The 12,827-nt window shown below is 36.6% G+C and carries 14 protein-coding genes and 2 pseudogenes; 6 read left to right on the forward strand and 10 right to left on the reverse strand.

The features are described 5' to 3' along the window. The coding region (locus DCO56_RS00005) for an Rpn family recombination-promoting nuclease/putative transposase (RefSeq protein ID WP_108632873.1) at positions 1-803 on the reverse strand (803 nt) is incomplete at its 3' end. 249 nt (positions 804-1,052) lie between these two features. Here DCO56_RS00005 and DCO56_RS00010 point away from each other — a divergent pair. After that, positions 1,053-1,223 (forward strand): hypothetical protein, encoded by a 171-nt coding sequence (locus DCO56_RS00010; protein ID WP_219929276.1) that lies wholly within the window; start codon positions 1,053-1,055, stop codon positions 1,221-1,223. 110 nt (positions 1,224-1,333) lie between these two features. Here DCO56_RS00010 and DCO56_RS00015 read toward each other — a convergent pair whose 3' ends face one another. The 8 genes and pseudogenes from DCO56_RS00015 to DCO56_RS00050 all read right to left on the reverse strand — a co-directional run bounded on the left by DCO56_RS00015 (position 1,334) and on the right by DCO56_RS00050 (position 8,346). Beyond that, the gene (locus DCO56_RS00015) at positions 1,334-2,047 is read right to left on the reverse strand and encodes a PoNi-like cognate immunity protein (RefSeq protein ID WP_108631748.1); all 714 of its coding nucleotides are present in this window, start codon (positions 2,045-2,047) and stop codon (positions 1,334-1,336) included. Between the two features lie 224 nt (positions 2,048-2,271). Further along, the gene (locus tag DCO56_RS00020; protein WP_146190947.1) at positions 2,272-3,093 is read right to left on the reverse strand and encodes a hypothetical protein; all 822 of its coding nucleotides are present in this window, start codon (positions 3,091-3,093) and stop codon (positions 2,272-2,274) included. Positions 3,094-3,297: 204 nt separating this feature from the next. Then, positions 3,298-3,774: pseudogene (locus DCO56_RS30005) on the reverse strand (transposase); the annotation flags it as partial. Beyond that, positions 3,756-4,229, reverse strand: a pseudogene (locus DCO56_RS00030) (PD-(D/E)XK nuclease family transposase); the annotation flags it as partial. The pseudogenes DCO56_RS00030 and DCO56_RS30005, both read right to left, overlap by 19 nt. 102 nt (positions 4,230-4,331) lie before the next feature. Further along, the gene (locus DCO56_RS00035; protein ID WP_108631752.1) at positions 4,332-5,336 is read right to left on the reverse strand and encodes an Rpn family recombination-promoting nuclease/putative transposase; all 1,005 of its coding nucleotides are present in this window, start codon (positions 5,334-5,336) and stop codon (positions 4,332-4,334) included. 316 nt (positions 5,337-5,652) lie between these two features. Continuing rightward, entirely contained in the window at positions 5,653-6,432 is a 780-nt protein-coding gene (locus DCO56_RS00040) for a tetratricopeptide repeat protein (protein ID WP_108631753.1), read from the reverse strand. 206 nt (positions 6,433-6,638) lie between these two features. Continuing rightward, positions 6,639-7,292, reverse strand: a complete 654-nt coding sequence (locus tag DCO56_RS00045) for a BON domain-containing protein (RefSeq protein WP_108631754.1) — start codon at positions 7,290-7,292, stop codon at positions 6,639-6,641. A 10-nt stretch (positions 7,293-7,302) separates the two neighbouring features. Next, a complete protein-coding gene (locus tag DCO56_RS00050) occupies positions 7,303-8,346 on the reverse strand; it encodes an SMI1/KNR4 family protein (RefSeq protein ID WP_108631755.1) in 1,044 nt (347 codons plus the stop codon). A 540-nt stretch (positions 8,347-8,886) separates the two neighbouring features. Between DCO56_RS00050 and DCO56_RS00055 the strand changes: the two genes are divergently transcribed. Continuing rightward, a complete protein-coding gene (locus DCO56_RS00055) occupies positions 8,887-9,216 on the forward strand; it encodes a YegP family protein (protein ID WP_108631756.1) in 330 nt (109 codons plus the stop codon). A gap of 227 nt (positions 9,217-9,443) precedes the next feature. Beyond that, positions 9,444-10,505 (forward strand): fatty acid desaturase family protein, encoded by a 1,062-nt coding sequence (locus DCO56_RS00060; RefSeq protein ID WP_108631757.1) that lies wholly within the window; start codon positions 9,444-9,446, stop codon positions 10,503-10,505. Positions 10,506-10,507: 2 nt separating this feature from the next. Here DCO56_RS00060 and DCO56_RS00065 read toward each other — a convergent pair whose 3' ends face one another. Next, positions 10,508-10,774, reverse strand: a complete 267-nt coding sequence (locus DCO56_RS00065; protein WP_108631758.1) for a hypothetical protein — start codon at positions 10,772-10,774, stop codon at positions 10,508-10,510. 158 nt (positions 10,775-10,932) lie between these two features. Between DCO56_RS00065 and DCO56_RS00070 the strand changes: the two genes are divergently transcribed. From DCO56_RS00070 to DCO56_RS00080, 3 genes are all read left to right on the forward strand, one after another. Next, the gene (locus DCO56_RS00070; RefSeq protein WP_104381945.1) at positions 10,933-11,124 is read left to right on the forward strand and encodes a cold-shock protein; all 192 of its coding nucleotides are present in this window, start codon (positions 10,933-10,935) and stop codon (positions 11,122-11,124) included. A gap of 197 nt (positions 11,125-11,321) precedes the next feature. Then, positions 11,322-12,146, forward strand: a complete 825-nt coding sequence (locus tag DCO56_RS00075; RefSeq protein WP_108631759.1) for a helix-turn-helix transcriptional regulator — start codon at positions 11,322-11,324, stop codon at positions 12,144-12,146. A gap of 78 nt (positions 12,147-12,224) precedes the next feature. Continuing rightward, the gene (locus tag DCO56_RS00080) at positions 12,225-12,815 is read left to right on the forward strand and encodes an NAD(P)H-dependent oxidoreductase (RefSeq protein ID WP_108631760.1); all 591 of its coding nucleotides are present in this window, start codon (positions 12,225-12,227) and stop codon (positions 12,813-12,815) included. The last annotated feature ends 12 nt before the right edge of the window (positions 12,816-12,827 follow it).

Here is a 12,827-nt window from a genome sequence, read left to right on the forward strand (position 1 = left end):
CCTTCTGCCAACCCCTTCTCCATGCCTTCTGCAATTTTACGTTCTTGCTCCTCAATCTGCCATTGACGAACAACCTCTGCATCCCATTTGCGCTTTAAACTGATGTCATACATAGCCTGATCCTCCTTTGATAACTTTGCGTAGCGTGCCAGACGAAAAAAACGTTGGAAAATTGAACTGTCCATGATCTTCGGTAGTTTCTTCAGCGTCGACAGATGCTTTAACATATAAAATACCATGTCAAGATCAGTTGACAACTCCGCTTCGCTTTTCACAAAATTAATCAATTGCAAGTAAATAAAACCAAATCCTTCGTAAAATATTTTCCCATCACCCCTGTCACACAGGCAAATATCGTGAAAATAACAGCCATCGTCCACGCCCTGCATCTTAAAATTGTCCATAACAACAATGGTATAAACCTCCGGAATGTCATACCCCCATCCTGCTCGGTTGCCCCGTGGCGCTTTCTCAGAAACTACATTGCACCCATAGTACAACATACGCTTTTTAAAGTTCCTATGATTGCTCGTCTGCATCTCGATAATCACTTCTTCGCCGGTGGTGGTCTCTACAATAATATCAAATATGACCGTTCCAGCCTCTTCACCACGCCCTATTCGTTCCGTATTGCGGTAGGTAAGGTCAACGATTTCTTTTCTCCCCTGAAAAATGATGTTCAGAAAATTCAGCAGATTCCGCTTGTCCCCAAACAGAATCTTGAAGCCAATATCAACCGTAGGATCGATAAACACGGGCTTATCCTGAAAATCAGGATGATTACTAAAATCCAAATTATTCATAATATTATTTAGTCTACTGGTTATATATAAGCAAATATAACAATTAAAACCTATAAATACTAAAATAATTAGCTAAAAACTCCTTTACCTGACCATTAAAGATATATCAAAGAAATGGACTATGCCTATTCTAAATTGGGGTTTGACAACGCAACAATTACATATTGAATTCGGAGATAGAATTAAGGCTTTCGGTGATGTGACAGTTCGCTTTACACTCCCAGTTCAGCAAAAAAAGCAGAATTACTAATGAAAGCCCTCTTAAATTCGCATTCTTTGGTTACTGCTTGGGATGGTACTACATTAGTGGGGCTCGGAAATGCCATTTCCGATGGGTATCTGGTGGTATATTATCCGCACCTACTTGTGCTCCCCTCCTATCAGAATTTCTACAAAAATAATCTCTCCATTGATGACTAGAAACACTTTAAAACAACAAAGTCCAATCGGACAAAGATTGGGCTGTGCTGCTGATAATCTATAGGATCACACAAAACTCTTTAAAATCGTCACATATTTCTCCATGTTGGTTAATCTTTCCAATGAACCAAATCATAAGGATAATACTGCTGATCTTTCAAACTACTATCATCTAAACCTAGAACTTTTACCAGCACGCCGCTCTCAAAACTCCAATATCCGGTATGAATATTCCATTTAGATTTATGTACATCATACCATCCGGTGTCCGAATGTCCTTTATACCAATCTTTTTGTAAATAAGTTATTAAATGTTTTAAAGCTTCATCTTTATCGCTTTTTGCCAAATCAATTACTTCCGTAAGTGCTTTGTATGGTTTAGAAAATTTAAAACTTTTATGAACTGACCAGTTTTCCACTCTACTACCTATTAAAAAGTCAACTAGATAATCGTTAAGGTTGTCATTTTTAACACATTCTACAAGTTTAAAGAAATCTTTTTGTTCAATATTTAGCATAATTCCGATTGAAAGCATCCAAACCATCTGAACATAACTACTGGATTGCTCCCAATAATGTGTAAAATATTCTAGTGTTCTGATATATTCTTCTTTGATCTTAGATATGGCCTCACCTGCGGAATATGTGGCGATCATATTATCCACTGAGTATTTGCTTAAATTTTTATATGTTTCAGAGATTTCTTCTGTATCCTCCGAGCCATATCCTGATAGGTCCTCTAACTCCTCTTCGATATACTCATTTTGTCTAGCGATAATCTCCATAAAATTTTCCCTGGAGTTTAATTTGTCTCTTGTATTCATAAAATTACTCCCTAACGTAGTTTTTGACAATCTTTAAATTAAAATGGACAGATTGACGCTCTCACCATTGGGTGGCTTTAAATAGGCTGCACACCGATAAGGGTCATCAAATTTCCTTTATTAACTAATTCGTACATTTTCGTTCATGCAACCTCGGGATGGTCTATTTCGCCTTGAATGATTGCTGCTCCGGAATAAATTTTCTATAGTAAACGAATTGTTTTTCATTCTTTGCTTTTTTTCCAATAGGTTGCTGTTAAATCGAATTTTTTCGTACCCGAGTTAAATTTGTAATTCATCGTATTTCCTTTCAGACAATTTTGATGTTCTCGTTCTTTCAAATAACTTGAGTTGCTGATTACTATATTTGTAGTTTGGCTAAAATCGTATTCAAACCCAATTAAGCTGTCTTCTAATAACCCCTCGCATTCATCTTTGTCATTTATCAATAAGTTGGAAAAAAAGTTGTTGTCAAACAAATTCACAAAGTTAATTTCGATTAATTGTCCGTCTTTATATTCAAATGCGTGTAAATCATTTCCGTCTCCTACAATATCGTCTGTTATTGCGATATAATTATTGGTTTTTATCTTATAAATTGCTAACGTCCAATATCCGTCCACAACTTGTATTCCTATCGTATTTGCTCCAATTAAAGAAAATTTTGAAAAATAAGGAGATGAGCTCAATGCAAAATCATTTTTCTGTATGAATTTCACAAATTTAATCCGTTCGCTCTCACTCCATTTCCAGCTTTCCATTGTATGTGTAGGCAGCTTTGTCAAAATATCAAGAAGATTTTTATGTTCAGAATATTTGATTTTTAACTTGTCTTTATTTTCAACACTTGTATCAATATCCGTGCTGCTTTTTTCAGCAGCTTTTGTTATTTGACTTGATGTCTCAGTTGCTTTCTTCACCGTTCCGCTTCCGCAGCATTGAAGAAAAAAGACGGTTGTGAAAAGGAGTATTGTTAATTTTCTTATAGTTATTGATGTTGAACAGCAAAGCGATTCTCCTGAAAATAGTATGATTGGTTTTTTCATTAGTTTTACTTTTATAAATTTTTGCCCAACTCTTTAGAGATATTATCTTTAAATGATGCCCCCCTCATTGGTTCAAGCAATATAATTAAAAAAATCATTAAGGGCAGTTGAATGATGTAAATGGCACAAGGAAGTACACCATCTAGAACTAGGTTATATCAGATGGGAATATCTGAATTTTGGCTCGACATCCAAAAATTGTTTGAAGTGAAAGCGTATACTAGTCACTTTCCTGACCTGCCGGTGCATTGCTTTTAGCATTAGTTGTGTAAATTGCGCGTCTTATCTCTGGCGGATACTCAAAATAAGTGGAATAACGTAACGGAAACTCGTATGGATCTGGTGTACAATATAGAACTGAATCTGTTTTTTAGGATAAACAGATTCAATAGCTTCTGGAAAGCCTTTTAGTCAGTAAACACAGGCGACAAGAATATCTTCCACACCACGCTGTCTGAGCTCGCCTTTTTACCTTCTCTATTAATGCCCAGGATATTATAAACCGCACGACTCTGAACAGAGCTGTTCTCTTACTTTAAAGTGTATGCAGTTAAGGAAAATAAAGGGATAAATAGGCTCAAGTGGACGGTTGCGCCACTCGGTCACAGCAGGAATAACCCTATCGACATACTCAGTATTTTCAGCCTTTACACTCCCTCTATCTAGAGCTTCTCGATCTCTTCGGCGGTAAGTTTGGTACATCGTATAATCAATTCTAATGCAGCTCCCTCCTTTTTCAATTCCCGAGCAACCTCAATAGATTTCTTACGCTCCCCTTCTGCCAATCCCTTCTCCAATCCTTTTTCCATGCCCATCTCCATTCCTTTCTCCATTCCTTCTGCCAACCCCTTCTCCATGCCTTCTGCAATTTTACGTTCTTGCTCCTCAATCTGCCATTGACGAACAACCTCTGCATCCCATTTGCGCTTTAAACTGATGTCATACATAGCCTGATCCTCCTTTGATAACTTTGCGTAGCGTGCCAGACGAAAAAAACGTTGGAAAATTGAACTGTCCATGATCTTCGGTAGTTTCTTCAGCGTCGACAGATGCTTTAACATATAAAATACCATGTCAAGATCAGTTGACAACTCCGCTTCGCTTTTCACAAAATTAATCAATTGCAAGTAAATAAAACCAAATCCTTCGTATCATAAAACACCAAATTATCCTATAAAAAGGAAAAGGCCGCTTGGATAGTATCCAAGTAGCCTTAAAACCCTATATTGTAATATGCTTTATTTTCCTTTAGTATCCTTCTCCTCTGCCTCGATTTGCTTTACAAACTCTACAGTGACGTTCGCCAGTTCGGCTATATCCGAAATCGAAAACTTATCCAAAGACAACAGGTTTTTTATTACTTTGGCTTTCCCCTCTGCAATTCCCTTAGCCTTTCCTATAGCTTCACCTTGAGCTTTCCCCTGAACAATACCCTCGGCTTTCCCCTCAGCTTTCCCTTCAGCTTTCCCCTCAGCCATTGCTTTTTCGCGCGCTCGTTTTAAGAACTCTTCCTGGCTACTTCGGATACTTTCGGCATCCCATTTATTCTTTAAACTTACATTGTACATCTCTCGTTCCTCCGGTTTTAGTTTGCTATACTCTGCCAACTGAAACAGCTTTTCAAATATCGGTTTTCGCAGATATTTTGAAAGTCCCTTCAGCGAGGACATGTTTTTCAGTATATAAAGCCAACGATCTAAATCGTTATCTAACTCGGCCTCAGCTTTAACAAAGTTAACCAATTCTATATATATAAAGCCAAGATCGTCGTAAAATATTTTACCATGATCACGATAACATAAACAAATATCGTGCAAAAAACACTTCTCTGCGCCCACATCAGGCATCGTAAATCCGTCCATCAATACAATGATATAGACTTCACTAATTGCATAATTCCAAGCCCTACGGTTGCCCTTAGGTGCCTGGTCGGCTATCAATTTACTACTGTAGTAAAGCATGCGCTTTTTCAGATTAATCTGTGCCGTGCGCTGCACTTCAATAATAAAACGTTCGCCATTGTCTGCCGTACAGGTCAGATCAAAAATAACGGTACCAATATCCTCTGTATCCCCGACATGCTCATTTTTGTTATAATATAAATCAGCAATAACCTTGCGACCTCTAAAAAGTTCGTTTAAGAAAGCAATGAGAAGATCCTTATTAGTATCTGATCCGAAAACTTTTTTAAAGCCATAATCTGTTGTGATATCGATATATTTCGACTGCTTAAATTCACTCATAATATATTGTTTTTAAATTGGTTAACAACACAAATATAAGCAAACAACCTTATTAAAACTAATATTTTTAGTAAAAAAATCAAACTTGATCCACCTCTCCATTTTCTAAAGTTTCTCTAATTTATTGTGCCTTAAAACTTTGTTCGTCAGCATTAGCATCCACTTTTTCTAAAGTGAGTGTACCGCTGGATTCTATGTTAAATAGCAATTTACCTTTGTAGGAACTCTTCTTGTGAAACGAGAATCTATATTCTACAGGGTTCAAAAGTCCAGACATGTTTTAATTATGGATGAAAATCATCCGATTTATTACTAATTATACAGTATAGTTTGCTGGGTTAGCACTTTCTATATAACCCTGCTCAACATCTTTCTTCATCGACTCAACTACGTCTAATGGAACCATATAATGGTTAAGCATTTTTTCCTCTGATTCCTTCATCTTTTCGGTGTCTTTCGCAGCATGGTATAACTTGAACAATAACTCATCTTCGGAAAGAAATTGATAGGGGTCTTTAATGTAATTACTTCGGAATGCAACATACTCGTTTATTTTGTCAGCGGCTTTTTCAAATTGCCCAGTCCGTATCAGTGATGAATAAAGTCTGTTGTACGCTAAAGATAGCCATTGCGCAAAGATTTTCCTTTGATCTTCTGCAGGGTATTCATTTCGGTTCTTATCAAAATTAGCAAGAAGGTATTCAGCCTGCATTATTGCTTCGTCATACCGTTCAAGCTTATGGTATAACAGTACAAGCCGCAAATACCCCATCTTGAATAGCTTCTCCTTGGAAACTGATTCTTTATAGTATTTTTCGGCAAGCTCATTATCGCCCTTCTTTTCAGCGATAAGACCTTTAATCTCATACGCTTCCGCGTAATCAGGATCGATTTCCAAAGCCTTTGTACAATATTCTTCGGCTTTATCCATAGAATCAGCATCAAAATATATACTTCCCAAAAGAGCTAAATATTTCTTCTCTTTTGGGAACTCGTTATTTAAAATATGTAAATTAGCGATAGCTTTCTCTGTCTCACCAAACATCTTTTGATTACTGAGTTTTCGTAATATCTTTTCAACCTGTTGTTCTGTCATTCTTCCAAAAATGTTTTAGTTTGTATTCTTTCAGAATTCGTTGTCCTGTTCACTGTAATAGTGGCTTTCGGTTTACCATTGAGTGGGATAGCTTCTTCTTTTTAATTGCAACTGATCAGAATAAAATGGACCAGCTTATCGTTAGCAATTTGTTTGAAGGTTTTCTCTGTACTGAAAATATGATGCAAGATTTATTTCCATGATAATTATTCTTCTCGCCATTCAATTCCGGGATACATTTCTCCTGTTAATAAGTAAAATTGCAGTATTTCTAAACCATCTTTATTATCAACAAGCAATGCCGTAGGGTACTCATCCCTTTGTCCATTTATCAATATAAAGTCTTTCATTTCAATAGTTGTCCCTTTCGAATTATGCGTAGTGCACCCAGCATCGCCGTTGAATCGGAAATATATTGCAAATGAATGAGTTGAATTTCTCAATAATATAATTGTAGTTTCATCATGTCCACTAAGAGTATATTCAACAAATTCGGTTTCATGAAATTGTGCAACTACAGTTTTCAATTCTACCAACGTAGTGACGAAAAACTCCTTTCCATTGGCAACCAAGCTTAGCGCTGTGGGTGGATTTGGTAAAACTTCAATTCCATTGAAGACACTTGAAACATTTTCCATTTGTAATACAAAATTTTGGATAGCAATTTTTTCGTCCTCATTGTCAGTGGTGCCACTTATTGAAATCGCGTGGTCTGCTGTAGCGGAAACACTCAGATTACAAATATGAAATGAGCCCGAAATCTTATCGCTGATTTCTCGTGCTTGAAGAAAAGCCTGTCTGGATTTTATAATTTTTTCCTTAAGTTCATCAGGTAAATGGTTGAATTCTGTTGTATCCATAGTGTCAATATTATTTTTTCGCAATTTCTTTTAAAAAGGTTAGGAAGTTGTCTGCATATAATTCAAATTCCCACTCACCACTCCCGTGTATACTTGTATAAATTGGTGCATCATTTTCTGTTATTTCATTAATGTCTATGCAATACGGGTCAGCTCCTGCATCAGCAATTACAACATAATTCTTTGGCCAATCGGCAATTGATTCGTTGGTTACCGGATTAAATGAATAGCCTTCCTGTCTATTTATCAGGTCAGAAGCTCCATACAAATGCAAACCTTGAAAGTATTTTTTGTTGTCAATGAATACGTTTAAAGGCGAGTAGTTTTTGAGGAACAACAAATAATTTTCCGGTAATTTCCATTTTTTCTCTATGTTTAAAATGTCGGTTTCGTCTGCAATAACGAGCCAGTTTGTCGGGTTTGATAAGTCTCGGTTTTTAGCTCTTTGTGCTTCGAGTTTTTTGTTAAGTTTTGAAGCAATTTTTTCAAGTTCTGTTTTTGGATTTTCTAGCGAAATATGTGTTTTCGGTTCTGGATAGCCTCCACCGTCTTGAAAACCATTTTTCTGCCAGATCTCTATTTCTTCAATTCTTAAATCTGCTTCTTTCCAATATCCTGGATCTTTCGGTAGTTCTCGGTCAAAAGGTTGTTTGCTAAATAATGAGATACTTTTAATTGCTTTTGCACGGATTGAAGTATTAAAACTTTGGTTTTTTAGAATTTCAATTAGTGCCGGAAATGATTTTTTGCCGCTGGTTTTTAATAGCCCGTCAATGCCCCAATACGTTAATTCAGGCTGAGTGATGCACCATTCGAAAAAGTCAGCGTAGTTAGCTTCATCTTCGTTTACAAGTTCTATAATATCAGTCAGTAGAAAATTTCGCCAATGCAAAATTTGTCCACTTCTTGCGTAATCTGTTAAGATATTCAAAACATATTCTCTGTCAGTTGATGAATATTTTTTCAATAATTTTTCTATCAGTTTGGAAAATTTACCCCCATCTGTTTCATCGACTATTTGTTGTCTTAATTTTTGTAAACTTTTGTCTGTCATAAAATTACTATCAAAGTTTGGGAAGTTTTTTATAAGTTGTAAATTATATCCGTCTCGTCGTCTTTAAAGATAATTTGTATAGGATTTTTTATTCAATCAAGTATATACAAAATAAAAATGATAATGTTATTATATTTACAATCCGCTGGGTTTCTTTTCAGATCCGTGCGTATTCAAATATTAAGCGTTATCGAGAAAATACCATATTCAAGGTGTAACTTTTCACTCAGATTAATCTTGCCCCAATGCCGATCAACTCCCTTCACCATGTATAATATTTCAAGGATACCAACATGTCCGATATTGATGATTTCACGGTTGTGGTTTTGCCCAATCTAATTGATATAATCAAAGGAACTTTCAACAAAAAGGTCAGGTAAATTGATCAGATGATGTAAACATTTGTCTACCATTTCAATATGTTAATAACTTTATGCCCAATATTTAATCATTGTTTCACAATAAAAATAATTTTATACGTTATCTTTAATGGTATAATAAAGAATCACATTTATCACATAAAATTTATAATAGAAAAAAATGGGAAAATTTGTAGTGAAAACAAGAAAAGATGGTGAGTTTCAGTTTAATTTAAAAGCAGGAAATGGTCAGGTAATTCTGAGTAGTGAGGGCTATAAAACCAAGGCAAATTGCTTAAACGGCGTTGAATCGGTAAAAAGAAATGCTCAGGACGATGATAAATTTGACAGAAAGACTTCGACAAATGGTAAACATTACTTCAATCTGAAAGCGACCAATGGTCAAGTTATCGGAACAAGTGAAATGTACGAAAGTGCAAGTGGAATGGAAAACGGAATTGAATCCGTAAAATCAAATGCACCCAATGCTACAATCGAAGATCTTGATTAAGATGTAAAACTTGATTTGCATAAGCAAATAATAAAAAGCCCGAAATTTACGCTCGGGCTTTTTTGTTTTAATTGGCAATGCCCTAAGTTTATTGAAAAATCAATATTTTAACATGCATTTAACGTTGTGGGATAGTGTTGATTCAAATATAAAACGTAACTTCACATCAGCCAATCACTTTAGATTGCAAATTAAATACGAGAAATATCTCCACCGTCAGAAATCACATGTCCCAGTCTGTTAAATTCGACAATGTTAATACATTGTTCTCCAAAGCGTTAAAGCAAAAAATCAATCATTATTTTAATAACTCGTTAAAGCAAAAAACCGGCAACCGAAGGATATTTTTGAAAGCTGCTATTCTTTTGACCACTTTTATCCTTTTATATATTCTCTTGGTCTTCGTTCCGCTTCATTGGAGCATTGCTGTCGTGCTATGCCTTATTTTCGGGGCCAACTTGGCTGCGATCGGCTTCAATATCATGCACGATGCCGGACATAATTCGTTTTCGGATAACAAACGTCTGAATACGGTATTGTCCTATACACTCAATCTCTTGGGCGGCAATATCTATTTTTGGAAACTCAAGCATAATATCGCCCACCATACGTATACCAATATCGATGGTGAGGACCACGATATTGAAATTAAATTTATGCGTATCCACCATGATCAGAAGTTGAAAAAACACCACCGCTATCAACGGTTTTACTTTCCGCTGTTATATGGTATCTCCTATTTGGCCTGGATTTTTTATCAGGATTATGAGAAATATTTCCGCGGCCGCATGGGAAATCAAACCGAGCGTTTTCATTTTCCGGTCAGGGAACGTGTCATTTTTTGGCTCAGTAAGATTGTGCATTTCACGCTATTTGTGGTTCTTCCCATTATCTTTGTCGGTTGGCTTCCTACCCTCTTTGGCTTGTTGATCGCTGGCGTTGTCTGCGGAATGAGTCTGGCGACGGTATTTCAACTGGCTCACGTTGTTTCCGGAACTGAATTTAAGACAATCGAAGGGGCGCGTGTGGAAGAAGAATGGATGATTCATCAGATCCAGTCTACGGCCAATTTCGCTACAAGGAGTAAGATATTGACCTGGCTGCTCGGTGGACTTAACTTTCAGGTAGAGCATCATCTGTTTCCCAAAATAAGCCATGTGCATTATCCCGCGCTCAACCGTATCGTAAAACAAACTTGCAAGGAGTATAAATTGCAATACAACGAATTCAGGACTTTTTGGGCAGCGTTTAGGTCGCATATCGGGGTTATTCATGCCATGTCAAAATAAACTTAGTCGAGTGATCCAATATGGTCCTGCATAGCAAAATTAAAAACTCCTTCTTCTTCACTCGTAATTTGTACCGGAAGAAGGAGCTTTAATGCGATATAAAGGCAGTAAATGAATTTATTCTGAAAATAAATCACAAAATATACTATATACCAATAATTTATACCTATACTTGTATCATAATCAGGTTCCGCCTTTGCTTTTCTGAAATCGTCAAGTATCCCTTTCCGCTCAGTTTTTGCATTTCCAGAAGCTAATTTTGTTTTCAAAATAATAGTGAAGTACCTTTTTGAACTTGCATAAACCCCAAGCCCATTAAATACAAAACATCATTTCTTGCAAACAAATGGATTATTTCTCGTTGTTGGGACAGCATCCTTTATACAGCGTGTGTAAACAGAATAATTTAATACTAATATATAATACAATGCAAGAAGGAACAGTAAAATTCTTTAACCAGACAAAAGGTTTCGGTTTTATTACACCAGCTGATGGTGGTGAAGACATTTTCGTACATGTTACCGGTCTGATCAATGAAGTACGCGAAAATGATAGCGTAACATTTGACTTGGAAAACGGAAAAAAAGGCATTAATGCCACAAACGTACGTATCGCTTAATTAAGTAGAATAGTCAATCTGGGAGTTGCATGGCGCATCTTCTAAGGACGTGTAGCAGATCTCTGCTACACGTTTTTTTTGTCCATCGCTTGCCTCCTATCTACGCCAGGTGTTTCAGATTCAGGCAATTTTTCTAAATGACTATCGGATGTCAGATTTTAGCGTATATTTTTTATTAAATTGGCATTGGAAAACTGATGAGCACGGACCAAGAAACATATCAAAGCTATAGGATACCCGTTCCGGAGGAATTTGAAACGGTGTTTTCTCATTTTTACTTTGCAGCGAATACATCAAAAAACACTATTACAAAAACACTGTTACCATCATTTCAGACTATGATGGTGTTTAATTTCGGGACACCGGCCTTACTTATCTCCAAAGAAAAGGCTAAAATCAGCATTGGTAACTGCCTTGTACTCGGCCCGGTTAAACAGGCCTTTTCTTACACTTTACTCCCCGGGACACAGCTATTGATCGCCAATTTCAAAGCTGATGCTTTTTATCGTTTTTTTGGTAGACCACACCTTTCCGGGCATCAGACCATGGATCCTGACGAGCTCCTGTTGGACAATTGCTTTCACTATTTATGGCAGCAGCTAAATGAAATCGACGATGTGGCAGAAAAAGTAAAGTTTATCTTAAATTTTTGTAAGCCTTACTTGAGGTCGCAGGATGATGTTGCTGCTCTACTTTTCCATTTTCAATCCGGACCACTGAATCCTGTTAAATCTGTTGCTGAGCAAATCGGACACAGTGAAAGAAATATCCAGCTTATCCATAAAAAACATTTTGGATTCAGCGCCAAAGAATTGAGTCGATATGAGCGTTTTATCAAGGCGATTGGATTCATCCAACAGCTAGCCTCGTCAACAGAAAAGGTAAATTGGTTTGAAATAATCGAGGAATGTGGCTATTATGATCAAAGCCAGTTGATTCACGACTTCAAACATTTTATCAACACTTCACCTAAAAAATTTTTAAAATTTCAGCGGGATGTCTGCAGGGCATCTGATGGATAGACCTTTTCGTTTTCTTACAATTTTACCGATTGCATTCCTGATAGATTTGTTCCATTCAATCAATTAAAAATAAAAAAAATGAAACATCTCATCATCTATGCGCACCCAATTGACGGCAGTTTAAACAATCACTTTAAGCAAATTGTTAAAGACACCTTGCTACAAAATGGACAGGAAGTCATCGTAAGAGATCTCTATCAATTAAATTTTAATCCGGTATTGTCCTATGATGATATCAACGGCCAACGTCGGGGAATTGTGGATCAGGACGTAAAAAGAGAGCAGGACTATATTATCTGGGCCGATGCCATTACTTTTATATATCCCATCTGGTGGACAGGTATGCCTGCCATTATGAAAGGATATATAGACCGTGTATTCAGTTATGGATTTGCCTACAGATATGATGCCGGTGTTCAAAAAGGCCTGCTGACCGGAAAATCCGCATACATTATCAATTCTCACGGTAAATCAATGATGGAATACCAAGAAACCGGGATGGACAAAGCCCTACAATTGACCTCTGATAATGGTATATATAGTTATTGTGGTCTTGAAATCAAGCGACACTTTTTCTTTGATCGGGCTGACCGTGCAGACGATCATACGGTCAACGCATGGGGATCACAGCTCAGACAGGTCTATTTAGAAAATGAACTAGCTGTTTAAAATAAAAATCTA

It is taken from the genome of Sphingobacterium athyrii (genome assembly GCF_003071065.1).
Classification (GTDB): Bacteria; Bacteroidota; Bacteroidia; order Sphingobacteriales; family Sphingobacteriaceae; genus Sphingobacterium; species Sphingobacterium athyrii.

What these genes read in the sequence shown, in the direction of transcription:
- DCO56_RS00075 (WP_108631759.1), top strand. Translation starts at nt 11,322, where the DNA reads ATGAGCACGGACCAAGAAACATATCAAAGCTATAGGATACCCGTTCCG.
- DCO56_RS00050 (WP_108631755.1), bottom strand. Translation starts at nt 8,346, where the DNA reads ATGACAGACAAAAGTTTACAAAAATTAAGACAACAAATAGTCGATGAA.
- DCO56_RS00040 (WP_108631753.1), bottom strand. Translation starts at nt 6,432, where the DNA reads ATGACAGAACAACAGGTTGAAAAGATATTACGAAAACTCAGTAATCAA.
- DCO56_RS00060 (WP_108631757.1), top strand. Translation starts at nt 9,444, where the DNA reads ATGTCCCAGTCTGTTAAATTCGACAATGTTAATACATTGTTCTCCAAA.
- DCO56_RS00045 (WP_108631754.1), bottom strand. Translation starts at nt 7,292, where the DNA reads ATGGATACAACAGAATTCAACCATTTACCTGATGAACTTAAGGAAAAA.
- DCO56_RS00055 (WP_108631756.1), top strand. Translation starts at nt 8,887, where the DNA reads ATGGGAAAATTTGTAGTGAAAACAAGAAAAGATGGTGAGTTTCAGTTT.
- DCO56_RS00035 (WP_108631752.1), bottom strand. Translation starts at nt 5,336, where the DNA reads ATGAGTGAATTTAAGCAGTCGAAATATATCGATATCACAACAGATTAT.
- DCO56_RS00080 (WP_108631760.1), top strand. Translation starts at nt 12,225, where the DNA reads ATGAAACATCTCATCATCTATGCGCACCCAATTGACGGCAGTTTAAAC.
- DCO56_RS00015 (WP_108631748.1), bottom strand. Translation starts at nt 2,047, where the DNA reads ATGAATACAAGAGACAAATTAAACTCCAGGGAAAATTTTATGGAGATT.
- DCO56_RS00070 (WP_104381945.1), top strand. Translation starts at nt 10,933, where the DNA reads ATGCAAGAAGGAACAGTAAAATTCTTTAACCAGACAAAAGGTTTCGGT.
- DCO56_RS00020 (WP_146190947.1), bottom strand. Translation starts at nt 3,093, where the DNA reads ATGAAAAAACCAATCATACTATTTTCAGGAGAATCGCTTTGCTGTTCA.
- DCO56_RS00010 (WP_219929276.1), top strand. Translation starts at nt 1,053, where the DNA reads ATGAAAGCCCTCTTAAATTCGCATTCTTTGGTTACTGCTTGGGATGGT.